Consider the following 22739-nt stretch of genomic DNA (forward strand, 5'->3'; position numbering starts at 1 on the left):
CGGCGAGGCCGTCCCGCGTCGCGTACGGCGCCTGTTCGTCCACCGGACGAGCCTGCGCGCGGCGCCGACGCGGGCCGGCCAACGCCGCCAACGGTGCTGCCGGGCATGCGGCCTCCCCGTCCGTCAGGAGGGCGGCGGGGGCGCAGTGGCGGTAGCGAGTGCCGCGGCGTGCAGCACGGCTCCCGCCGCGCGGCGGCGTTGTCAGTGGCGGCTGACACAATCCGAGGGCGTGGACGGAAGGGGTGGGCCATGGGAGCCGAGCAGGGAGAGTGGCGCTGCGGCGGGGTGCGCTGGGGGGCCGCCGGCCCGGCCCTCGTCTGGCTGCACCCCGCACACGGGGAGCGCGGCACTCCGCTGCCCGCGGGGCGCCCGGTCGCGTTCACGACGGGTACCGCGCGGCGGTGCGTGGGGGTCCGCAGGGGCGGCCGGCGCACCCCGTGCCCCGTGGGCGCGGAGGTGACGTACGCGGCGGTGTCGGCGCAGTGCGCGGAGTGCGCACGGCTCGACCGCTCGCACTCCGTCGCGGCCGATACCGCTCTCGACGACCCGCGCCCGTACGACGTGTACCTGGCCTGGTCCGTGCCCGGCGCGGTGAAGGTCGGGATCACCGCCGCCGAGCGCGAGGGCGTCCGCCTGCTCGAACAGGGCGCGCTGTCCTACGCCCTGCTGGGTCGCGGGCCGCTGATGGCCGCGCGCCGTGCGGAGGCCGTGCTCGGTGCGGCGCTGTCGGTCCCCGACCGCATCCCGTACGCCGCCAAGCGGGTCGCCCGGTGCCTCGCGCCGGCCCAGGAGCTGCGGACGGCCGAGCTGGCGGGCCTGCACGCGCAGGCGTGCGGGCTCGGCACGCTGCCGGAGTCGCTGGCCGTGCTGCCGTTCGCGCCCGTGCATCACGACACGGCCTTCCACCTCGACCGGCTGCGGCCGGGCTGCGGGACGGTCGTTCTCGCGCCCGGGCGCACGATAGCGGGCACGGTCGCCGCCGTGGCCGGGCCCGATGTGTATCTGGACGCGGCGGACGGGCGGCAGCTGCTGGTGGACGCGCGGCAGCTGGCCGGGTGGGCGCTCGCCGCCGCCGCGCCGGGGGCGGCGACCACCGCGGAGGTGCTGACGCAGCCGCCCCCGGCCGCCGGCCCCGAGGCGCTGTTCTGACCCGCCGCGGCGGACGGCGGGTTCAGCCGAGCCGACCGGGAAGCAGACGCGCTCGCCCCACCGCGCGGGGCGAAGCCGGGAGGCTACGGGCGGTCGACCGTGGAGAGCACGCGGCGGGCCACCGGGTGGGTCCGGACGATCTCCGCGAGCGTCGTCTGGCCCCGGGTGATCCGGGTGAAGGCGTGCCACGCGGGGCGGAAGCCGGTGAGCGCGGCGTGCATCAGGCCGGGACGGCGCTCGAAGAAGGTGAGCATGCGGCGCCCGACGCCCATCTCCACGCCCAGCCCGGCCTTGATGGCGAACGCGTAATTGAGGGCCTGCCGGCGGGCGTCGACCGCGTCCTGCGCCTCGCCGATGCGGACCGCCCACTCGCCCGCCAGGCGGCCCGAGCGCAGGGCGAAGGAGATGCCCTCGCGGGTCCACGGCTCCAGCAGCCCCGCGGCGTCACCGCAGACGATGACGCGGCCGCGGGAGAGCGGGGAGTCGTCCGAGCGGCAGCGGGTGAGGTGGCCGGAGGAAATGCTGGGCTCGAAGCCCGCGAGGCCCAGGCGGGCGATGAAGTCCTCCAGGTACCGCTTGGTGGCCGAGCCTTCACCGCGCGCCGAGATCACGCCCACGGTCAGGGTGTCGCCCTTGGGGAAGACCCAGCCGTAACTGCCGGGGATCGGGCCCCAGTCGATGAGCACGCGCCCGGCCCAGTCCTCCGCGACCGTCGGGGGCACGGGGATCTCGGCCTCCAGACCGAGGTCGACCTCGGCGAGCTTCACCCCCACATGTGCTCCTATGCGCCCGGCGCTGCCGTCGGCCCCGACGACCGCGCGGGCGAGGACGGTCTCGCCGCCGGCGAGCACAACGGCGACCGTGCGCCGGTCGGGCACGGCCGGGCCGTGCTGCTCCACGCGCGCCACGGCCACGCCCGTGCGCACCTCGGCGCCGGCGTCCTTGGCGGCCTCCACCAGGGCGGCGTCGAACTCGGGCCGGTTGATGAGGCCGAACAGCATCCGCTTGGAGCGGCGCGTACGCGTCAGCTTGCCGTTCAGGGAGAAGGTGACCGCGTGGACGCGGTCGCGCAGCGGCAGTTCGAAGCCGGGCGGGAGGGAGTCCCGCGAGGGCCCGATGATGCCGCCGCCGCACGTCTTGTACCGCGGCAGTTCCGCCTTCTCCAGGAGCAGCACCCGGCGGCCGGCGGAGGCGGCGGCGTGGGCGGCGGAGGCCCCGGCGGGCCCTGCACCCACCACCACGACGTCCCACACCGGCTCCCGGTCCCCGCCCTCGCCCCGCACCGCGCCCTGGGCTGCGTTGTCGCTGCTCACCTGTGCTTCTACTCCCGCTCCATCACCGGCTTCGGCTACCTGCCGCATCCTACGGCCAGCCCTCCGCGGCCCCGCCACGGGAAGGCCGTGGGTGCCGCGGGCGGCGGGCGTGGGAGGATCGACGGCACAATCGCCCATTCGTACGGATACAACGCCGCGTCCACAAGGAGCGTTCCATGGAAGCGTCCTCGAACCACCAGCCGGGGCCGGTCCCGGCCGAGCTGGCGGCCACCGTCGCCGCGCTGCAGCCCCGCGCCCGCACCGAGCTGGCCGAGCTGGTGGCCTTCCGGTCGGTGGCGGACGAGGCGCAGTTCCCGAAGAGCGAGTGCGAAGCCGCCGCTGACTGGGTGGCGGGCGCGCTGCGCGCCGAGGGCTTCCAGGACGTCGCCCTGCTCGACACCCCCGACGGCACCCAGTCCGTCTACGGCTACCTCCCGGGCCCCGCCGGCGCCCCGACCGTGCTGCTCTACGCGCACTACGACGTGCAGCCGCCGCTGGACGAGGCCGCCTGGATCTCGCCGCCGTTCGAGCTGACCGAGCGCGACGGCCGCTGGTACGGGCGCGGCGCGGCCGACTGCAAGGGCGGGGTGGTCCTGCACCTGACGGCGCTGCGCGCGCTCAAGGAGCACGGCGGCGTGCCGGTCAACGTGAAGATGATCGTCGAGGGTTCCGAGGAGCAGGGCACCGGCGGCCTGGAGCGCTACGCCACGGCGCACCCGGAGCTGCTGGCCGCGGACAGCATCGTCATCGGCGACGCCGGCAACTTCCGTGTGGGCCTGCCGACCGCCACCGCAACGCTGCGCGGCATGACGCTCGTCCGCGTCCAGGTGGACACGCTGGAGGGCAATCTGCACTCGGGCCAGTTCGGCGGCGCGGCGCCCGACGCGCTGGCGGCGCTGATCCGCGTGCTCGACTCGCTGCGCGCCGAGGACGGTTCGACGACCGTCACCGGCCTGGAGGACGAGGCGGCGGCGAGCTGGGAGGGCATGCAGTACCCGGAGGAGGACTTCCGCAAGGACGCCAAGGTCCTCGACGGCGTGGAGCTGATCGGCTCCGGCACGGTCGCCGACCGGCTGTGGGCGCGCCCCGCGGTCACGGTCCTGGGCATCGACTGCCCGCCGGTCGTCGGGGCCACCCCGTCGGTGCACGCGGGCGCGCGGGCCCTGATCAGCCTGCGCGTGCCGCCGGGCACGGACGCCGTCACGGCGACGAAGCTGCTCGCCGAGCACCTGACGGCGGCGGCCCCGTGGGGCGCGCGCGTCGCGGTGGAGCAGGTCGGCCAGGGCCAGGCGTTCCGCGCGGACACCGGCAGCCCGGCGTACACGGCCATGGCCGACGCCATGCGCATCGCCTACCCGGGCCAGGAGATGCAGATCTCCGGCATGGGCGGCTCGATCCCGCTGTGCAACACGCTCACCGCGCTGTACCCGGAGGCGGAGATCCTGCTGATCGGGCTGAGCGAGCCGGAGGCGCAGATCCACGCGGTGAACGAGAGCGTCTCGCCGGAGGAGCTGGAACGGCTCTCCCTGGCGGAGGCGCTGTTCCTGGGGCGCTACGCGGAAACGAAGCGGTAGGCCGTCCCGGCGGGGCGTGCCACCGTACGGAGCGGGCGGACGCGCATGCCGCCGGACCTCGCGGTCGTGGGGTTGCGCCGTTGCGGCGGGCGATCTTGTCCGCCGCTGCGCGACGGATCACGGCCTGCGCGCGGCCCCGGTGCGTACGCATTCCGCTGTCGTCCGCCGCGTGTGACGAACCGACGGCTCACGACGTACGCGCCGGGCCCGGGGTACGTGCCGGGCCGCCGCAGGCCGCGCGCTCAGCCGACGGGGACCCCCGCTTCGAGGTTGAGGGGGCGGCCCTGTTCGCGGGCGCGGAGGGCCCATCGGAGCCGGCTCAGCCGTACGGGCGGCAGCAGGGTTGCCGCCTCGCTCTCGGTGACGAAGCGCCAGCCGCGCAGTTCGGCGCCGGGCAGCAGGAGCCGGTGGGCGTCGGCCCCGGCCAGCCGCCCGCCGTCGAAGAGGAAGCGCAGGCCGCCGTAGCCGGGCGGCTTGGGCGGCTCCCAGTCGACGACGAGCAGGCGGGGCACGGCGGGGAGTTCGATGCCGATCTCCTCGGCCACCTCGCGCATCCCGGCGCGGGCGGGCGCCTCGCCCGGCTCCACGACCCCGCCGGGGAACTCCCAGCCCGGCTTGTAGGTCGGGTCGACCAGCAGGACCCGGTCCTCCTCGTCGAAGAGCAGCACCCCCGCGGCGAGCGTCTCGGCCGTCGGCTCCGGAGTCTGGACGATCCGGCAAGCGCCGGCGGCCCCGCTCCGCACGGCGTCCGCGACCCGCTCGGCCACCTCACGCGGCGTCAGATGACCGGTCTCGACGGCGTACGCGTCGGAGCGCAGCCACGGCAGCGCCTCGCGGTACGGGGCGATGTGGTCCAGCGCCCACTGCCGGACGGACTCGCTGCGGCCGGGGTCGTCCGGGAACTCCTCGCGGCCGGCGATCCGTCCGCGCAGGATCGTTTCATCCGCAGTCAGCAGCACATGTCGCACCGGAATGCGGCGCGCGGCGAGCCCGCCGAAGATCTCGTCCCGGTACTCCTGGCGCAGCAGCGTCATGGGGACGACGAGCACCCCGCCGACCTCGGCGAGCACGGCCGCCGCCGCGTCCACGACCAGCCGCCGCCAGACCGGCAGGTCCTGGTAGTCGCTAGCCTCGCCCATTCTCTTGGGCGGCAGCAGGTACTTCAGCGCCCCGCCGATCACCTCGGGGTCGTAGAGGGTGCTGTCCGGGATCAGCTCGGTCAGTTCCCTGGCCGTACTGGTCTTCCCCGCACTGAACGCGCCGTTCAGCCAGACGATCACGGTTCCCCCTTCTCCGTAGCCCCCTGTGAAGTGCCCGGAACACCTTGCCATGGAAACGCTTGCGAGGGGCACGGTGCCGGGGCGCCCTCCGGGTGCGTCCATCGCGGCAGCGGCGCGTACTGCCGCTGTCCGGTGCGCTCTACGCCGGGCCGGGCTCCCGCGTCCCCCACAGGCCGAACCGCTGCGCCGCCGCCGCGGCGGCCCCCACGAGGCCCGCGTCGGAACCGAGCCGGGCGGGCAGCACCTCGACGCCGGAGGCGAAGGAGAGCGTCGCGTAGTCGCGCAGGCGCTCGCGCAGCGGCGCGAAGAGCACTTCGCCCGCGCCCGCCACGCCACCGCCTATGACGGCGACCTCGATCTCGACCAGCGTCGCGGTCGCGGCGATGCCCGCGGCCAGCGCCTGCGCGGCCCGCTCGAACGAGGCGCGCGCCACGGCGTCCCCCGCCCCGGCCGCCGCCGCGACGGCCGCCGCGCTCCGGTCGCCGTCCGGGCCCGGCAGCCAGCCGGCGTCCAGCGCGCGCCGGGCGATGTTCGGGCCGCTGGCGATGCGCTCGACGCAGCCGCGGGCGCCGCAGGGGCAGAGATCCCCGTCGAGGTCGACGCTGATGTGCCCGATGTGGCCGGCGTTTCCGGTGGGACCGGTGTGCAGGCGACCTCCCAGCACCAGGCCACCACCCACCCCGGTGGACACCACCATGCACAGGACGTTCGCGCGCCCCCGGGCGGCGCCCTGCCAGTGCTCGGCCGCGGTCATCGCCACGCCGTCGCCGACGAGCACCACCGGCAGCCCGCCCACCCGCTGCGCCACCTCGGCGACCAGGGGATAGTCCCGCCACCCCGGGACGTTGACCGGGCTGACGGTCCCTCGGGAAGCGTCCACCGGCCCCGCGCTGCCGATGCCGACCGCCCGCACGCGCGCCCAGTGCGCCGCGCCCTTGAGCTCGTCGATCACCGCCGCCACCGCGCCCATCACCGTGGCTCCGTCCTCGCGCGCCGGCGTCGGCCGCTGCGCGCGGGCCAGCAGCCGGCCGCGGTCGTCCACCAGCGCGCCCGCGATCTTGGTGCCGCCGATGTCGAGGGCCGCGACAAGGTCGGCGAAGTCGGTGCGCATGGGGACGATCTCTCCTGGTCGGGCAAGGGTGCAGGCTCTGCGAACGCCAGTCTGTCCGGATCTGACAACGTTGTCTAGGCTCTATGCTCGACGTCACCCCGCTCCGCCCCCCGGTAAGGACGAGCCCCGTGCCGAGCAGCGCCCAGCCCACCCGCAGCCCCTCGCCCCGCTACGGCGCCCGCCCGACGATGAAGGACGTGGCGGCCCGCGCGGGCGTCGGCCTCAAGACCGTCTCCCGGGTGGTGAACGGCGAGCCGGGCGTCACCCCCGACACCGAGCGGCGCGTCCAGGACGCCATCACCGCACTGGGCTTCCGGCGCAACGACAGCGCGCGGATCCTCCGCAAGGGCCGCACCGCCTCCATCGGACTCGTCCTCGAAGACCTCGCCGACCCCTTCTACGCCCCCCTCAACCGGGCCGTCGAGGAAGTCGCCCGCGCGCACGGCGCCCTGCTCATCAACGGCTCCAGCGCGGAGGATCCGGAGCGCGAACGGGAGCTCGCCCTGGCGTTCTGCGCCCGCCGGGTCGACGGCCTCATCGTCATCCCGGCCGGCGACGACCACCGCTATCTGGAACCCGAGATCGCGGCCGGCATCGCCACGGTCTTCGTCGACCGGCCCGCCGGCCGGATGGACGCCGACGCCGTCCTCTCCGACAGCTTCGGCGGTGCGCGCGAGGGCGTGGCCCACCTCGCCGCCCACGGCCACCGCCGCATCGGCTTCATCGGCGACCGCCCGCGCATCCACACCGCCGCGGAGCGGCTGCGCGGCTACCGCGCGGCCATGGCGGACGCGGGCCTGCCCGTGGACGAGTCCTGGGTGTCCCTCGGCCCCACGACGCCCGAGCGCGTCCGCGCCGAAACGGAACGCATGCTCGCCGGCCCGGAGCCGGTGACGGCGCTGTTCACGGGGAACAACCGGGTGACGGCGACGACGGTACGCGTTCTGGCCCGCGTGCCCCGCCGCGTCGCGCTCGTGGGCTTCGACGACCTCGAACTCGCCGACCTGCTCTCACCGGCGGTCACCGTCGTAGCCCAGGACGCGGCCCGCCTGGGCCGCACCGCCGCCGAACAACTCTTCCGCCGCCTGGACGGAGCAACCGAACCGCCGCGGCGGGTGGTGCTGCCCACCCGCCTGATCACAAGGGGTTCAGGCGAACTCCGCCCGGAGGCGTGACGGTAGCCCACAGGGCGGATATACGTACGCCGAGCCCGGCACCGCCGGGATCCCTGGCGGGAGGCGAACCACCACGCCGGCGGAACAAGGGGCGCCGACCTACCCCTTGACCAGTCGCCCCCTGGCGGGGACAGGATGCTCAGCTCGGCACGGCACCGCCGAAATCCCCGGCGGGGGCGAACCAGCACGGCGGAGGAAACAAGGAGCCATGGCCCCTTGACCGACCACCCCCGCCGGGGACAAGGCGCTTACGCCCGGCACGGCACCGCCGGGATCGCCGGTGGGGGCCGATCGCCGCGACGGCGGAAACAAGGGGCGCCACGGCCCCTTGGCCGACCAACCCCAGCCGGGCAAAGCGCTTGGGCCCGCACGGGACCGCCGAGCCCCCGGTGGGGGCGGACCACCGCGGCGGCGGAAAGGAAGGCACCCGGCGCGGCACCGGCAGTCGGGGACGGGCGGGAGGGGTGGGGGCGCAGGGGTAGGGGTCCGGGACGCTGACGTGTATTTGCGGGCCCGATGAGGAAGAGGGCACGAAAGAAACGCGGGGAACGGGCCCGTAAATATACGGTCCCGGACCCCTGCCCCGGAGCCCCCGCCCCGCACCCACCACCCACCGAACCGCCCCACCTCAGCGCCCCGCCAACCCCTCCAGCCCCTCCCGCCCCAGCCCCGTCAAAGCCGTCACCTCGCCCTCATCCACCGCCCCGCAATCCATCCCCCGCAGCAGATACCCGCTCAGCGCCCGCGCCGTAGCAGGCTCGTCCAGCATGTCACCACCGGCCCGGTTCACATACGCGTCCAAACGAGCCGCAGCACTCCCCAGCCCCTCCCGGTAGAACGCGTACACCGCCGCGTACCGCGTCGGAAGATGCCCGGGATGCATGTCCCACCCCTGGTAGTACGCCCGCGCCAACGACCGCCGCACCAATCCGAAGTGCAGCCGCCAAGCCTCATGCACCTGAGCCGCAGACCCCACCGGCAGCACATTCGTCGCCCCGTCGGACAGCCGCACCCCGGTCCCCGCGGCAGCCACCTGCATCACGGCCTTCGCATGGTCGGCCACCGGATGGTCCAGCGCCTGGTACGCCGCCCCGACCCCGCACGACGCGCTGTAGTCGAACGTCCCGTAGTGCAGCGAACCAACCCTCCCCGCCCCCGCGTCGATCATCCGCGCCACCGTGGCGCGCCCGTCCGCCCCGAGGACCGCCTGCGTGGTCTCGATCTGTATCTCGAAGCGGATGCGGCCCGGCTCCAGCCCCCGCGCCTTCTCGAACTCCCCCACAAGCTCAGCCATGGCGGCGACCTGCTCCGCGTAACTCACCTTGGGCAACGTGAGCATCAGCCCTGCGGGCAGGCCACCGGCCTCCATCAGCCCGGTCAGGAAGATGTCCAGCGTCCGGATCCCCCGCTCCCGAACGGCGGCCTCCAGACACTTCATCCGGATCCCCACAAACGGCGGCGCCGCACTGCCGGCACCACCCCCACCCCCGCACATCGCAGCCACAAGCCCCGCCGCCCGCCCCGCCGCCGCATCCTCCTCCGCATCGGACCGCGGCCCGTACCCGTCCTCGAAGTCGATGCGGAGGTCCTCCACCGGCTCCCGCAGCAGCTTGCCCCGCACCCGCTCGTAAACCGGCACCGCAAGCCCCTCGGAGAGACCGAGCACCGCAGCCAGCGAAGACGCGTCAGGCGCATGCTCATCAAGCGAGGCAAGCGCCTGATCACCCCAGAACCGCACCGTATCCGCAGCGAAAACATCAGCGGGAACGTAAACGGTGTGCACGGGCTGCCGCGTACCCGGGTCACCGGGATAGCGCCGCGCAAGGTCGGCGTCGACGCCGGCAAGAGAGGCGCCGATGCGTTCCTTCACCACACCCGTAAAGGTCGTAGCAACCGACTGCCGCTGCCCCATAACCCGCCCACCCTCCACGTTTCCGCTGCACGGAACCGACCGTCCGCGCGGGCGAAGCTATCGAGGCGACCGGAACCGGTCAACAGGCACAGCAGGCACAACAAACAGGCCCCCGCACGCGACAAGCGTGCGGGGGCCTGGTGAAGAAACCGCGAGGCGGGTCAGCCCTTACGGGTCTTGACCTCATCGGTCAGCTGAGGAACGACCTCGAAGAGGTCACCGACGATGCCGTAGTCGACCAGGTCGAAGATCGGTGCCTCGGCGTCCTTGTTGATGGCCACGATGGTCTTCGAGGTCTGCATGCCGGCCCGGTGCTGGATGGCACCGGAGATGCCCGCCGCGATGTAGAGCTGCGGGGAGACCGACTTGCCGGTCTGGCCGACCTGGTTGGTGTGCGGGTACCAGCCGGCGTCGACCGCGGCGCGGGACGCGCCGACGGCCGCGCCGAGCGAGTCGGCGAGGGCCTCGATGATGGCGAAGTTCTCGGCGCCGTTGACGCCGCGGCCGCCGGAGACCACGATCGCGGCCTCGGTCAGCTCGGGGCGGCCGGTGGACTCGCGCGGGGTGCGGGAGACGACCTTCGTGCCGGTGGACTTCTCACCGAAGGAGACGGCGAGCTGCTCGACCGTGCCGGCGGCCGGGGCGGCCTCCGGGGCGGCGGAGTTGGGCTTGACCGTGATGACCGGGGTGCCCTTGGTGACGCGGGACTTGGTGGAGTACGAGGCCGCGAAGACGGACTGCGTGGCCACCGGGCCCTCGTCGCCGGCCTCCAGGTCGACGGCGTCGGTGATGATGCCGGAGCCGATGCGGACGGCGAGGCGGGCGGCGATCTCCTTGCCCTCCGCGGAGGACGGGACGAGCACGGCGACCGGCGAGACGGCCTCGAACGCGGCCTGGAGCGCGTCGACCTTCGGCGCGACGAGGTAGTCGGCGAACTCGGCGGCGTCGGCCGTGAGGACCTTCACCGCGCCGTACTCGGCCAGCGTCGCGGCGGCGGCGTCCGCACCGGCACCCAGGTGCACGGCGACGGGCTCGCCGACGCGGCGGGCGAGGGTGAGCAGTTCGAGGGTGGGCTTGCGGACGGCACCGTCCACGTGGTCGACGTAGACGAGGACTTCAGCCATGGCGTTGCTCCTGCGGAAAAAGTGGGGCGGGTGACGGTTCGTTCGGGATCAGAGAGCTCAGATGAACTTCTGGCCCGCGAGGAACTCGGCGAGCTGCTTGCCGCCCTCGCCCTCGTCCTTGACGACGGTGCCGGCCGTGCGGGCCGGGCGCTCCGTGGCCTCGTCGACCTTGGTCCAGGCGCCCTCCAGGCCGACCTCTTCGGCCTCCAGGCCGAGGTCGGAGAGGTCCAGGGACTGAACCGGCTTCTTCTTGGCCGCCATGATGCCCTTGAAGGACGGGTAGCGCGCCTCGCCGGACTGGTCGGTCACGGAGACCACGGCCGGGAGGGAGGCCTCCAGCTGCTCGCTGGCGGCGTCGCCGTCGCGGCGGCCGGTCACCTTGCCGCCCTCGACCTTGACCTCGGAGAGCAGGGTGACCTGCGGGACGCCGAGGCGCTCGGCGAGCATCGCCGGGACGACGCCCATGCCGCCGTCGGTGGAAGCCATGCCGGAGACGACCAGGTCGTAGCCGACGTGCTCCAGGGCCTTGGCCAGCACCAGCGAGGTGCCGAGGGCGTCGGTGCCGTGCAGGTCGTCGTCCTCGACGTGGACGGCCTTGTCGGCACCCATCGAAAGCGCCTTGCGGAGCGCGTCCTTGGCGTCCTCGGGGCCGACCGTCAGGACGGTGATCTCCGCGTCGTCGTCGGCCGCCTCCTTGATCTGCAGCGCCTGCTCGACCGCGTACTCGTCGAGCTCCGAGAGCAGGCCGTCCACGTCGTCGCGGTCGACGGTCAGGTCCTCGGCGAAGTGCCGGTCGCCGGTGGCGTCGGGCACGTACTTCACAGTGACAACGATCCTCAAGCTCACGCCGGCTCTCCTACTGCATCGTCTCTTCGTAGCTGCCTTGGCAGGCAGCATAGGCGCCTTGTGGGGCGGATTCCGCCCGTTGCGGGCCGCGCCCCGAACGGAATGTTACTCGTCAGTACAGCGACCCGTTCAGCCGGGCGCAAGGCCGGTCGGCTGTGATCTGTCCAACGTGCGAACGCGGGACGTCTCAGTCCCGCAGACCGTTGAAGCGCCCCTGGTGGTAGACGAGCGGGCTCCCCGCTCCGGCGGGGTCACCCGCGACGACCTCGGCGAGCACGAGACGGTGGTCCCCCGCGGGCACCTTGGCCACCACGCGGCACACCAGCCACGCCAGGACGCCGTCCAGCAGCGGCACGCCCTCCGGCCCGGGGCGCCAGCGCGTGGGCGGGGCGAAGCGGTCGGCGCCGCTGCGCGCGAAGGTGCCGGCGAGCTCTCTCTGGTGCTCGCCGAGTATGTGCACGCCGACGTGCTCGGCGTCGGCGAGTACGGGCCAGCTGGACGAGCCGGTGCCCACGCCGAAGGAGACGAGGGGCGGCTCGGCGGCCACGGAGGTGAGCGAGGTGGCCGTGAAGCCGACCGGGCGCGCGCCCTGCGCGGTGATCACGGCGACTCCGGCGGCGTGCCGGCGGAAGACGGAGCGCAGCAGTTCCGGAGTGGCGAGGGAGGTGCCGAGCCCGGGCATGGCCGTCATGAAACTGTCCTTCTGCTGGTGGGTCGAGCCGGTCCTGGCCACATAACGTCACCCTGACGATTCGCGGCGTGAAGCGTCAAGGGCAGCCTCGGAGATGGGAGACGGATCACGGCGAACGCCGGGACCACGGGATTCCCGCGGCCGCTCACACCGCCGCCCCGAGCGCCGCGATGACGTCCGCCCTGCGCGGCTGGCCCGCGGCGCGGCGCACGATGCGCCCGGCGGCGTCGAGGACGAGGACGGTCGGCGTCGCGGTGATGTCCAGGGCCCGCACGAGCGCGAGGTGCGCCTCCGCGTCGACCTCGACGTGCGCGACCCCCTCGACCATGCCCGCGACCTGTTCCAGAGTCCGTCTCGTGGCCCGGCAGGGCTGGCAGAAGGCGCTGGAGAACTGGACGAGCGTGGCCCGTGCCCCGAGCTCCCCGCCGATGTCGGCGGCCCCCAGCCGCGGCCCGCCGCCGTCACCCTCGTGCACGTTCTGCCCCTCTTCCCGTCGTGTTTTCCATCGGTGCAGCACCGCGCGGTACGGAGAAAATTCCTCGGGATTCCCCGGGAATTCCCCGCCTCCCGGCACCGACGTGATGAGGATCTCCCGGCCGCCGGGGCGTCCTCGCTGGCCCCGGGCCGGGCATTCGGGCACGATCTGGCAGAAGCCGAACCCTACGGCGGCGTAACTTAGCCCGGGAGCCCCCTCCCCAGGCCCGGAAGGATCCCCCCTCGATGGCAGAGCTCGTCTACCCCCCGGTGATCGGTGTCGCCCGCACCATGTTCAAGGCGCTCGATCTGCGCTTCGACATCCAGGGCACCGAGCACGTCCCCGCTCGGGGCGGGGCGGTCCTGGTGAGCAACCACATCGGCTACCTCGACTTCGTCTTCTGCGGGATGGCCGCCCGCCCCGCCAAGCGGCTGGTGCGCTTCATGGCCAAGGAGTCGGTGTTCCGGCACAAGGTGTCGGGTCCGCTGATGCGCGCGATGAAGCACATCCCCGTGGACCGCGCGGCCGGCATGGACGCCTACAAGCACGCGCTGACCGCGCTGCGCTCCGGCGAGATCATCGGGGTGTTCCCGGAGGCGACGATCTCCCAGTCGTTCACGCTGAAGAACTTCAAGTCCGGCGCGGCCCGGCTCGCCCAGGAGGCCGGGGTGCCGCTGCTGCCGATGGCGCTGTGGGGCACGCAGCGGCTGTGGACCAAGGGGCACAAGCGTGACCTGGGCCGCAACCACGTGCCGATCTCGATACGGGTCGGCGAGCCGCTGACCCCCGGGGCGGACGAGCACCCGGACACCCTCAGCGACCGGCTGCGCTCCCGCGTCCAGGAGCTCCTGGAGGCGGCTCAGCGCGCCTACCCGGTGCGGACGAAGGACGCGGACGACACCTGGTGGATCCCGGCGCACCTCGGCGGCACGGCGCCCACGCCGGACATGGCGGCGGCGATGGACCGGCGCCGCTAGAGCGCAGAGCACAGGACGCAGAGCACGGGACGCAGAACGCAGCGCACCCGTCACGGCAAAAACGCAACGTACCCGTCACGGCAAAGGGCGCCCGGCCGCACTCGCGGCCGGGCGCCTTTCGCCATTCCCGGGGCGGCTGCTACTGCCTGCCCATCTCCTCGGCCAGGGCCGCCGCGAAGGCGTCGACGTCGGCCTCGGTGGTGTCGAAGGAGCACATCCAGCGGACGTCGCCGGCCGCCTCGTCCCAGAAGTAGAAGCGGTAGCGCTTCTGGAGGCGCTCGCTCACGTCGTGCGGGAGCCGGGCGAAGACGGCGTTGGACTGCACCGGGTGCAGGATCTCCACGCCCTCGACGGCCCGTACGCGCTCGGCCAGGCGCGCGGCCATGGCGTTGGCGTGCGAGGCGTTGCGCAGCCACAGGTCGCCGCTGAGCAGGGCCTCGAACTGGGCCGAGACGAAGCGCATCTTGGAGGCGAGCTGCATGGACATCTTGCGCAGGTGCTTCATCGCCCGGACCGCGTCCGGGTTCAGGACGACGACGCACTCGCCGAAGACCAGGCCGTTCTTCGTGCCGCCGAAGGAGAGCAGGTCCACGCCGGCGTCGGTGGTGAAGGCCCGCAGGGGGACGCCCAGGGTGGCGGCGGCGTTGGCGATGCGCGAGCCGTCCAGGTGGACCTTCATGCCCCGCTCGTGGGCGTGGTCGCAGATCTCGCGGATCTCCTCGGGCGTGTAGCACGTGCCGAGCTCGGTGGTCTGGGTGATCGAGACGATCTGCGGCTGCGCCCGGTGCTCGTCGTCCCAGCCGAAGGCCTCGCGGTCGATGAGCTCGGGGGTGAGCTTGCCGTGCTCGGTGGGCACGGTGAGCAGCTTCAGGCCGCCGACGCGCTCGGGCGCCCCGCACTCGTCGACGTTGATGTGCGCGGTGGCGGCGGAGATGACCGCGCCCCAGCGCTCGGTCGCGGCCTGGAGGGCGACGACGTTGGCGCCCGTGCCGTTGAAGACGGGGAACGCCTCGGCGGTGGGGCCGAAGTGCCCGCGCATCACGTCCTGGAGGTGGGCGGTGTAGTCGTCCTCGCCGTAGGCGACCTGGTGCCCGCCGTTGGCGACGGCGAGCGCCGCGAGGATCTCGGGGTGGGCGCCCGCGTAGTTGTCGCTGGCGAACCCGCGGACCTCCGGGTCGTGGCGGCGTATCGCGTCGGTCTTGTCGGTCATACCTGCGGAGTCAGCCACAGACGGGTTCCGTTCACTTCCTGGGCGGGCTTCTCCCAGACGCCGACGATCGCCTCGGCGAGGTCCTTGACGTCGGTGAAGCCCGCGAACTTCGCATTCGGGCGCTCGGCGCGCATGGCGTCGTGCACCAGTGCCTTGACGATCAGGATGGCAGCGGCGGCCTGCGGCGGGCCCTCGCCCCCCGCCTTGCGGAAGGAGTCGGCGAGCGCGAGCGTCCACGCCTCGGCGGCGGCCTTGGAGGCGGAGTAGGCGGCGTTGCCCGCGGTGGGCTTGCTGGCGCCCGCCGCGCTGACGAGCAGGAACCGGCCGTTGCCGCTGCGCTGCAGGGCGGGCTCGAAGGCGAGCGAGGTGTGCTGCACGGTGCGGATGAGCAGCTTCTCCAGCAGCTCCCAGTCGGCGAGGTCGGTCTCGGCGAAGGTGGCCGAGCCGCGCCAGCCGCCCACGAGGTGGACCAGGCCGTCGATGCGGCCGAACTCCTTCTCGGTGCGGTCCACCCAGCGGCGCGTGGCCTCCAGGTCCAGCAGGTCCACGGTGTCGCCGGTGACGGTGGCGCCGCCGTGGGCGTAGCGTGCGGCGTCCACGGCCTCGGCGAGGCGGGCCGCGTCCGCGTCGGAGGCGACGACCGTCGCTCCGGCCTCGGCCAGTCGCAGCAGCGTGGCGCGGCCGGCCGGGCCGGCGGCCCCCGCCACAGCCACGACGGCGCCGTCCAGCCGGCCGTTGCCGTTGGTGGGAGTGCTCATGGTCGTCTCCTTCGTCTGCTTGCTCACGCGGCCACCTGCTGGGCCTTCGCCGCGGTGATCCCCTTGGTCGAGGCGATCACGTGCCGCAGCTTCTTGGCAAGCGCCTCGTAGAACATGCTGAGCGGGAACTCGTCCGGGAGCACGTCGTCCACGAGCTTGCGGGGCGGCTGGGTGAGGTCGAGGGCCTCGGGGCCCTTGGCCCAGACCGAGCCGGGGTGCGGGGGGAGGTAGGAGGAGACCAGCTCGTAGGCGGCGAGCCAGTGGACCAGCTTGGGGCGGTCGATGCCGTCGCGGTAGAGCTTCTCGATCTCGCCGCAGAGCTGGTTGGTGATCTGCGGGGCTCGGTCCCAGTCGATGTGGAGGGTGTTGTCCGTCCAGCGTACGACGTCGTGGCGGTGGAGGTACGCGAAGAGGAGCTGGCCGCCGAGGCCGTCGTAGTTGCGGACGCGGTCGCCGGTGACCGGGAAGCGGAACATCCGGTCGAAGAGGACGGCGTACTGCACGTCGCGGCCGTGCGCGTTGCCCTCGGCCTCCAGCTTCACGGCCTCCTTGAAGGCGGTGAGGTCGCAGCGGAGCTCCTCCAGGCCGTACATCCAGAACGGCTGCCGCTGCTTGATCATGAAGGGGTCGAAGGGCAGGTCGCCGTGGCTGTGGGTGCGGTCGTGGACCATGTCCCACAGGACGAACGCCTGCTCGCAGCGGTGCTGGTCGCCGACCATGTCCTGGATGTCGGCGGGGAGCTCCAGGCCGAGGGCCTCGACGGCCGCCTCGGTGACGCGGCGGAAGCGGGCCGCCTCGCGGTCGCAGAAGATGCCGCCCCAGGCGAAGCGCTCGGGGGCCTCGCGGACGGCGATGGTCTCCGGGAAGAGGACGGCGGAGTTGGTGTCGTAGCCCGCGGTGAAGTCCTCGAAGGTGATGCCGAGGAAGAGCGGGTTGTCGTAGCGGGTGCGCTCCAGCTCGGCGAGCCACTCGGGCCAGACGACGCGCAGGACGACGGCCTCGAGATTGCGGTCGGGGTTGCCGTTCTGGGTGTACATCGGGAAGACGACGAGGTGCTGGAGGCCGTCGGCGCGCCGGGCGGCGGGCTGGAAGGCGAGGAGCGAGTCCAGGAAGTCGGGCACGCCGAAGCCCGTCTCCGCCCAGCGGCGCAGGTCGGCCACGAGGGCCGTGTGGTACGCGGCGTCGTGCGGCACGAGCGGCGAGAGCTGCCCGACGGCCGCGACGACGCGCTCCAGCTGGGCCCGGGCGGCCTCGCCCGGTGGTGCGTCCTCCGCGGTGAAGTCGATGGAGCCGTCCCGGGACTGCCACGGCCGGATCGTTTCCACAGCGTCCTTGAGCTCGGCCCACGCGGGGTGATCGATCACCGGCTCGGCGGTCGATTTGTCGGCCCGTATCGCCGTCGACGCAAGGATTTCCGTCATGGCTGCTCCTCCTCGGGAGAACTTGGCGTTAAGACACCGTATCCGTGCGCGCTTCTCCTGCTCAAGAGGGGAGGCCACAAATTATCCTGCCGACCCCCTGGTCGAGCCGCTGTTTTTCCTGCACCCCTCCGCCATATGTGTTCCCATATCCGCATATCCGACACACCAGCCTCAGTGACCCCGTGTGCTGTCCTAGGCGAGTTTCGGTCATCCCCCGGGATTTCCAGCCCTCCCCGGCCCTTCCCGGCCGTCCCGGCGGCCCCCGGGGCCCGTTCTCCCGCGTCCTCCGGGCCTACCCGCCCGCCGCCGGTGAATTCATGAACGTGCAACAGTCTTCCGGTATGCGGACGGTCTGTGATCCGACCTGGACAGAGCGATGATCACGCTGCCAGTCTCGCGCCATGCCCGACGCCAACCGGCCCTCGCGCCGCACCGCCGCCCCGGCCGCGCCCTCCGCCACCCGCCGCCCGCGCACGGCCCCGGTCGCCGCCTGCCTCGCCGTCCTGCTCGCGGCCGCCGCCGGCTGCGCTCCCCAGGACGACGGCGGCTCCGGCTCCTCGAAGTCCTCCGCGGCACCCCCCGCCGCGGCCGCGTGCACGAAGGGGAAACTGGCCACGCAGGTCCCCGGCAAGCTGACCGTGGGCACCGACAAGCCCGCCTACGCGCCCTGGTTCCAGGACGACGATCCCTCGAACGGCAAGGGCTTCGAGTCGGCCGTCGCCTACGCCCTCGCCGAGCGGCTCGGGTACGACCGGGCCGACGTGGCCTGGCAGACCGTGCCCTTCAACACCGCCGTCGCCCCCGGCGCCAAGAAGTTCGACGTCGACCTCAACCAGGTCTCCGTCAGCGACGAGCGCCGCCGCGCCGTCGACTTCTCCTCCGGCTACTACGACGTCCGCCAGGCCGTCATCGCCCTCAAGGACTCCCCCGCGGCAAAGGCGAGGAGCGCCGCCGACCTCAAGCACGTCAAGCTCGGCGCCCAGGTCGGCACCACCAGCCTCGACGTCGTCAACGACGTCATCAAGCCCGACGAGCGGCCCGCCGTCTTCCAGAAGAACGACTACGCCAAGACCGCGCTCAAGAACCGCCAGGTCGAGGCGATCGTCGTGGACCTGCCCACCGCCTTCTACATCACCTCCGCCGAGGTCACGGACGCCCGGGTCGTCGGCCAGTTCGAGGCCGGGGGCGGCAAGCCCGAGCAGTTCGGTTTCGTCCTCGACAAGGGCAGCCGCCTCACCTCGTGCGTCAGCGGCGCCGTCGACTCCCTCCGCAAGGACGGCACGCTCGCCCGGCTGGAGAAGAAGTGGCTCTCCGAGGCAGTCGACGCCCCGGTGCTGAAGTGAGCGCCGGGGAAGCGGCCGCCGGCCCCGGGGACGCCGTGCCGTCCCTGGTGAAGGACGCCGCCCAGGACGCCTACACCCCCTCCGCACGGCGCCTCGAACGGGAGCGCTTCAAACGGGCCCGGGCGCGCCGCGCCACGGCGATCGCCGCCGGCAGCACCCTGGTCACGGGCGCCGTGCTGTTCCTGGCCGTCGTCAACTCCCCCGGCTGGGCGCGCACCCGTGAAACGTTTCTCAGCGGCCACTACGCGCGCGAGGCGCTGCCCAAGGTCCTGGAGGGCCTGTGGCTGAACCTCCGCCTGCTCGTCGTGTGCGGGGCGGCCGTGCTCGTCCTCGGCCTGCTGATCGCCGTCGCCCGCACGCTGCGCGGCCCGGTCTTCTTCCCGCTGCGCGCGCTCGCCACCGCCTACACCGACTTCTTCCGCGGGCTGCCCCTGGTGATCTGCCTGCTGATGGTCGTCTTCGGCGTCCCGGCGCTGCGCCTCCAGGGCGTGACCACCGACCCGGTGCTGCTGGGCGGGACGGCGCTGGTGCTGACCTACTCGGCCTACGTCGCCGAGGTCTTCCGCGCGGGCATCGAGTCCGTGCACCCCAGCCAGCGCGCCGCCGCCCGCTCGCTGGGCCTCACCGGCCGGCAGACGCTGCGGTTCGTCATCCTCCCGCAGGCCGTGCGCAGGGTCGTGCCGCCGCTTCTCAACGACCTGGTCTCGTTGCAGAAGGACACCGGCCTCGTCTCGATCGCCGGCGCGGTGGACGCCGTCTACGCGGCGCAGATCCTGTCGAGCAAGAGCTTCAACTACACGCCGTACGTGGTCGCCGGGCTCATCTTCGTCGCCCTCACCATCCCCATGACCCGCTTCACCGACTGGGTCACGGCACGGACGGACCGCCGGCGGGCACAGGGAGGGATCGTATGAGCGGGCAGCCCGTACTGCGCCTCGAAGCGGTGCGCAAGACCTTCGGGGGCACGGTCGTGCTGCGCGACGTGGACCTGGAGGTCGCCCCGCACACGGTGACCGCCCTCATCGGCGCCTCCGGCTCCGGCAAGTCGACGCTGCTGCGCTGCGCGAACCTGCTGGAGGAGATCGACGACGGGGCGATCCTCCTCGACGGCGAGGACATCACCGACCCGCGCGTCGACCCGGACACCGTCCGCCGCCGCATCGGCGTCGTCTTCCAGGCGTACAACCTCTTTCCGCACATGACCGTGCTCGACAACATCACGCTGGCCCCGCGGCGGGTGCACGGCGTCCCCCGCGCGGAGGCCGAGGAACGGGCCCGGGAGCTGCTGGGGCGGCTCGGCCTGAGCGGCAAGGCGGACGAGTACCCCGACCGGCTCAGCGGCGGTCAGCAGCAGCGTGTGGCGATCGTCCGGGCGCTCGCGGGCCGGCCGCGGCTGCTGCTCCTGGACGAGATCACGGCGGCCCTCGACCCGGAGCTGGTCGGCGAGGTGCTGGGCGTCGTGCGCGACCTCAAGGAGGACGGCATGACGATGGTCCTGGCCACCCACGAGATGGGCTTCGCCCGGGACGTCGCCGATCAGGTGTGCTTCCTGGACGGCGGGGTCGTGCTGGAGCGCGGCACCCCGGAGGAGGTCTTCGGACAGCCGCGCGAGGAACGCACCCGGCGGTTCCTGCGGCGGATCGTGGAGGCGGGCCGGCTGTGAGGCGAGCGGCCTCGGGGCGAGCGGCCCTGGGGCGGGAAGCCTTGCGGTGAGAAGGGGTAAGGGGCGCTGCCCATTTGAGCAGCGCCCCTTACATCACCTGTGCCGTCACATCACCTGTGCCGTCACATCATCTGTGCCGCCGGCCTCGCCGTCAGGCCAGATCCTTGATCAGCAGCTCGAACTCCAGGTCGTCGCGCTGCGGGATCCCGAAGCGCTCGTCCCCGTACGGAAACGGGCTCATCCGCCCGGTGCGCCGGTAGCCCCGGCGCTCGTACCAGGCGATCAGCTCGTCACGCTGCTTGATGACGGTCATGTGCATCTCGGTGGCGCCCCACTCGGCGCGGACCAGCCGCTCGGCCTCCGCGATGACCGTCTTGCCGAGCCCGCCGCCCTGCGCCTCCGGGCTGACGGCGAACATCCCGAAGTAGGCGTGCGCGCCCCGATGTTCGAGCTGGCAGCAGGCCACTATCCGGTCGCCGCGCTCGACCACCAGCAGCCGGCTCGCCGGGTCCGTCACCACGGCCTCGACGCCCTCGGGGTCGGTGCGCTGGCCGTCCAGCAGGTCCGCCTCGGTCGTCCAGCCGGCGCGGCTCGCGTCACCGCGGTAGGCCGACTCGACGAGTGCCACGAGAACGGGCACGTCGTCGACGGTCGCGTCCCGGAAGGTCGTCTCGGTGCTGCTGGTGGTTTCCATCGTGTTCCTGGGGTCCTCTCCGTACGGCGGTTCCGGCTCCACGTGAACACTAACCCGGCCCCGGCGCGGGCCCGCGCCCGCTTGCGCGCCCCTGACGTGCCACCTCGCGTGCGCGGGCGCACCAGGACCCTCCCGCATGCCCCCTTCATGCGCTCATGCGCCCCCATGTGCACGCGTCGCCCGGGGAATCAACCGGAGGTGGGTCTGCGCGTCCGGGGAGGTGTGCCGTGCACGGACCGCCGCTGATCGGCTGGCTGCTGGTGGCGCTGTGCGCCGCGACGGGCGCGTACTGCCTGGTGCGCCTCTACGCGGGCACGCGCGGGGAGCGCCGGGCCGTCGGGAGCGACGCCCTCATGGGGCTCGGCATGGCCGCCATGGCCGTTCCGGCCACGGTCCTGGACACGCGGCCGTGGGAGGCCCTGCTGTTCGCCGTCGTCTTCGGGGCCGCCGGGGCGCACACGCTGGTGGCCGTGGCCCGCAGCCGCCTGGACACCTCTCACCTCCACCACGCCGTGGGCGCGTTCGCCATGGTCTACATGGCGCTGGCGATGACGGGCGGCCCCGCCGGCGGCCGGAGCGTGCACGCGGCCACGACCGCACATGCCGCTGCCGCGCACGAGCCGGCCGGCACCCCGCTGCTGACGGGGCTGCTGCTCGTGTACTTCGCGGTGTACGTGGTCCGCACGGTGGCCGTGCTCGTCCCCGTCACCGTCGCCTCGGGCCAGCTCACGTGGCCGGGCCGGCCGGACCTCACGCACGCCTGCCGGCTGTCCATGGGCATCGGCATGCTGGCCATGCTGCTGACGCTCTGAGCGCGCGCCCGGCCGCCCGTGGCGTGCGTCACTTCGCGCGCGGGACCGTACCTCCGCCCGCGCCGCCGCTCATAGGCTGACGGCCATGATGGTCCCGCTCGCGCTGCTGGTCCTCGGCGCACTGGTCGCGGCGCTGGCGCCGCGCGTGCTGACGCGCTCCGACTGGCCCGACCGCGAACCGGTCGTGGCGCTGTGGGTGTGGCAGTGCGCGGTGGCGGCCGTGCTGCTGTGCTGCCTGCTCGCCATGGCGCTGAGCGCCTCCGCGGCCTGGGAGGCCGTGCGCGGGCACGTCTTCGCCGCCGCGCCACACGGCGTCGTCGAGGCGTACGCCCTCACCGTCTACGCCGCGTGGGCCGCGCCGCTGGCCCTGCTCCTGGCGGGCGGTGCCGCGTGGACCGCGTGGATGCTGACCCGCGAGATCCGCTGGGCGCGCGCAGGGCGCCGGCAGCGCCACGCGGAGCTGCTGGTGCGCTCCCCCCGGCTGCCCGGCGAGGAGCCCGGCGAGCACCGGCTCGTGGTCCTGGAGGGTGACCGCCCCGACGCCTGGTGGCTGCCCGGCAGCACGGCTCCGCAGCTGGTGATCACGACGGGTGCGCTGCGCCGCCTCAAGGGCTCGCAGCTGGACGCGGTGCTGGCCCACGAGCAGGGGCATGCCCGGGCCCGGCACCACTGGCTGCTGCACGTCTCCTCAGCGCTTGCGAACGGCTTCCCGCAGGTGCCGGTGTTCGCGGCGTTCCGCGATCAGGTGCACCACCTGGTGGAGCTGGCGGCCGACGACGCGGCGTCGCGGCGCTTCGGCCGGCTGACGACCGCCCTGGCCCTGGTCGAACTGAACGAGGACCGCGGGGTGTTCGGGCCGTGCCCGTCCCGGCTCTCCCAGGTGCCGACGCGGGTGGAGCGGCTGCTGGCCCCCACGCCCCGGCTGACGGCGGCGCGGCGGCTGCGGCTGACGGCGGTGGCGTCCCTGGTGCCGGCGATCCCGCTGCTGGTCACGTTCATGCCGGGCCTGAGCGCACTGACCCGGTCCGGCTCGTAGCGCCGGGACGGGCGGAGGTCACGCCGGGAGCGGGTGTCCTGACGCGCCGGGAGCGGGCGTCCTGACGCCGGGAGCGGCGGCCGTCTCGTAGGCGTGGCAGGCCCGGACGGTGGGAGCAAGCGGCCGTTACGGACAACAGGTGGCCCTGCCGGCGCCCCATGGGCCACGATCCCCC

General features: G+C 73.4%; 21 protein-coding genes. 9 read left to right on the plus strand and 12 right to left on the minus strand.

Annotation, left to right across the window (positions count from 1 at the left end; all coding sequences use genetic code 11):
- The first annotated feature begins 249 nt into the window (after nucleotides 1–249).
- Nucleotides 250–1149, plus strand: a complete 900-nt coding sequence (locus tag D7231_RS26010) for a DUF2797 domain-containing protein (RefSeq protein ID WP_120757976.1) — start codon at nucleotides 250–252, stop codon at nucleotides 1147–1149.
- A gap of 83 nt (nucleotides 1150–1232) precedes the next feature.
- Here the strand turns inward: D7231_RS26010 and D7231_RS26015 are convergent, their stop codons facing one another.
- The gene (locus D7231_RS26015) at nucleotides 1233–2462 is read right to left on the minus strand and encodes a geranylgeranyl reductase family protein (protein WP_241999923.1); all 1230 of its coding nucleotides are present in this window, start codon (nucleotides 2460–2462) and stop codon (nucleotides 1233–1235) included.
- 176 nt (nucleotides 2463–2638) lie between these two features.
- On the opposite strand from D7231_RS26015, the gene D7231_RS26020 reads away from it, so the two are divergent.
- Nucleotides 2639–4036, plus strand: coding sequence for a dipeptidase (locus D7231_RS26020; RefSeq protein ID WP_120757978.1), 1398 nt, complete (start codon nucleotides 2639–2641; stop codon nucleotides 4034–4036).
- 242 nt (nucleotides 4037–4278) lie between these two features.
- Here the strand turns inward: D7231_RS26020 and D7231_RS26025 are convergent, their stop codons facing one another.
- On the minus strand, nucleotides 4279–5316 hold the full coding sequence (locus D7231_RS26025; protein ID WP_199739460.1) for an NUDIX hydrolase: 1038 nt from the start codon (nucleotides 5314–5316) through the stop codon (nucleotides 4279–4281).
- Nucleotides 5317–5455: 139 nt separating this feature from the next.
- Nucleotides 5456–6427, minus strand: a complete 972-nt coding sequence (locus D7231_RS26030) for an ROK family protein (protein ID WP_120757980.1) — start codon at nucleotides 6425–6427, stop codon at nucleotides 5456–5458.
- A 188-nt stretch (nucleotides 6428–6615) separates the two neighbouring features.
- On the opposite strand from D7231_RS26030, the gene D7231_RS26035 reads away from it, so the two are divergent.
- On the plus strand, nucleotides 6616–7602 hold the full coding sequence (locus D7231_RS26035) for a LacI family DNA-binding transcriptional regulator (protein ID WP_241999938.1): 987 nt from the start codon (nucleotides 6616–6618) through the stop codon (nucleotides 7600–7602).
- 628 nt (nucleotides 7603–8230) lie between these two features.
- Here the strand turns inward: D7231_RS26035 and D7231_RS26040 are convergent.
- The 5 genes from D7231_RS26040 to D7231_RS26060 all read right to left on the minus strand — a co-directional run bounded on the left by D7231_RS26040 (nucleotide 8231) and on the right by D7231_RS26060 (nucleotide 12650).
- Nucleotides 8231–9514, minus strand: a complete 1284-nt coding sequence (locus D7231_RS26040; protein ID WP_120757982.1) for a DUF6986 family protein — start codon at nucleotides 9512–9514, stop codon at nucleotides 8231–8233.
- Nucleotides 9515–9675: 161 nt separating this feature from the next.
- Complete coding sequence (locus D7231_RS26045; protein ID WP_120757983.1) at nucleotides 9676–10638, minus strand: electron transfer flavoprotein subunit alpha/FixB family protein; 963 nt, start codon at nucleotides 10636–10638, stop codon at nucleotides 9676–9678.
- A 57-nt stretch (nucleotides 10639–10695) separates the two neighbouring features.
- Entirely contained in the window at nucleotides 10696–11484 is a 789-nt protein-coding gene (locus D7231_RS26050; RefSeq protein ID WP_120757984.1) for an electron transfer flavoprotein subunit beta/FixA family protein, read from the minus strand.
- Nucleotides 11485–11671: 187 nt separating this feature from the next.
- Nucleotides 11672–12175, minus strand: coding sequence for a flavin reductase family protein (locus tag D7231_RS26055; RefSeq protein WP_120757985.1), 504 nt, complete (start codon nucleotides 12173–12175; stop codon nucleotides 11672–11674).
- A 145-nt stretch (nucleotides 12176–12320) separates the two neighbouring features.
- Entirely contained in the window at nucleotides 12321–12650 is a 330-nt protein-coding gene (locus D7231_RS26060) for a TlpA family protein disulfide reductase (RefSeq protein ID WP_194959512.1), read from the minus strand.
- A gap of 245 nt (nucleotides 12651–12895) precedes the next feature.
- Here D7231_RS26060 and D7231_RS26065 point away from each other — a divergent pair, with 245 nt between their 5' ends.
- Nucleotides 12896–13627 carry a lysophospholipid acyltransferase family protein gene (locus tag D7231_RS26065; protein WP_120757987.1) on the plus strand — a complete coding sequence of 244 codons (732 nt, stop codon included), beginning with the start codon at nucleotides 12896–12898 and terminating at the stop codon, nucleotides 13625–13627.
- Nucleotides 13628–13766: 139 nt separating this feature from the next.
- Here D7231_RS26065 and D7231_RS26070 read toward each other — a convergent pair whose 3' ends face one another.
- From D7231_RS26070 to D7231_RS26080, 3 genes are read right to left on the minus strand one after another with little or no spacing between them, the layout of a single operon-like run.
- Nucleotides 13767–14837, minus strand: a complete 1071-nt coding sequence (locus tag D7231_RS26070) for a threonine aldolase family protein (RefSeq protein ID WP_120757988.1) — start codon at nucleotides 14835–14837, stop codon at nucleotides 13767–13769.
- On the minus strand, nucleotides 14834–15595 hold the full coding sequence (locus D7231_RS26075; RefSeq protein WP_120758127.1) for an SDR family NAD(P)-dependent oxidoreductase: 762 nt from the start codon (nucleotides 15593–15595) through the stop codon (nucleotides 14834–14836). The genes D7231_RS26070 and D7231_RS26075 overlap by 4 nt, the downstream gene beginning before the upstream one ends.
- Before the next feature lie 23 nt (nucleotides 15596–15618).
- Entirely contained in the window at nucleotides 15619–17016 is a 1398-nt protein-coding gene (locus D7231_RS26080; protein WP_120757989.1) for a DUF6421 family protein, read from the minus strand.
- A 401-nt stretch (nucleotides 17017–17417) separates the two neighbouring features.
- Here D7231_RS26080 and D7231_RS26085 point away from each other — a divergent pair, with 401 nt between their 5' ends.
- From D7231_RS26085 to D7231_RS26095, 3 genes are read left to right on the plus strand one after another with little or no spacing between them, the layout of a single operon-like run.
- A complete protein-coding gene (locus D7231_RS26085) occupies nucleotides 17418–18359 on the plus strand; it encodes an ABC transporter substrate-binding protein (RefSeq protein WP_120757990.1) in 942 nt (313 codons plus the stop codon).
- 35 nt (nucleotides 18360–18394) lie between these two features.
- Nucleotides 18395–19273, plus strand: a complete 879-nt coding sequence (locus D7231_RS26090; protein WP_241999939.1) for an amino acid ABC transporter permease — start codon at nucleotides 18395–18397, stop codon at nucleotides 19271–19273.
- Nucleotides 19270–20022: an amino acid ABC transporter ATP-binding protein gene (locus D7231_RS26095; protein ID WP_120757992.1), complete on the plus strand. Its 753-nt coding sequence runs from the start codon at nucleotides 19270–19272 to the stop codon at nucleotides 20020–20022. The genes D7231_RS26090 and D7231_RS26095 overlap by 4 nt, the downstream gene beginning before the upstream one ends.
- A 151-nt stretch (nucleotides 20023–20173) precedes the next feature.
- Here the strand turns inward: D7231_RS26095 and D7231_RS26100 are convergent, their stop codons facing one another.
- The gene (locus D7231_RS26100) at nucleotides 20174–20716 is read right to left on the minus strand and encodes a GNAT family N-acetyltransferase (RefSeq protein ID WP_120757993.1); all 543 of its coding nucleotides are present in this window, start codon (nucleotides 20714–20716) and stop codon (nucleotides 20174–20176) included.
- Nucleotides 20717–20943: 227 nt separating this feature from the next.
- Between D7231_RS26100 and D7231_RS26105 the strand changes: the two genes are divergently transcribed.
- Nucleotides 20944–21528 carry a DUF5134 domain-containing protein gene (locus tag D7231_RS26105; protein WP_120757994.1) on the plus strand — a complete coding sequence of 195 codons (585 nt, stop codon included), beginning with the start codon at nucleotides 20944–20946 and terminating at the stop codon, nucleotides 21526–21528.
- A gap of 85 nt (nucleotides 21529–21613) precedes the next feature.
- The gene (locus D7231_RS26110; protein WP_120757995.1) at nucleotides 21614–22564 is read left to right on the plus strand and encodes a M56 family metallopeptidase; all 951 of its coding nucleotides are present in this window, start codon (nucleotides 21614–21616) and stop codon (nucleotides 22562–22564) included.
- Nucleotides 22565–22739 lie beyond the last annotated feature (175 nt).

The sequence above is a fragment of the Streptomyces klenkii genome (genome assembly GCF_003626645.1).
Lineage (GTDB): Bacteria > Actinomycetota > Actinomycetes > Streptomycetales > Streptomycetaceae > Streptomyces > Streptomyces klenkii.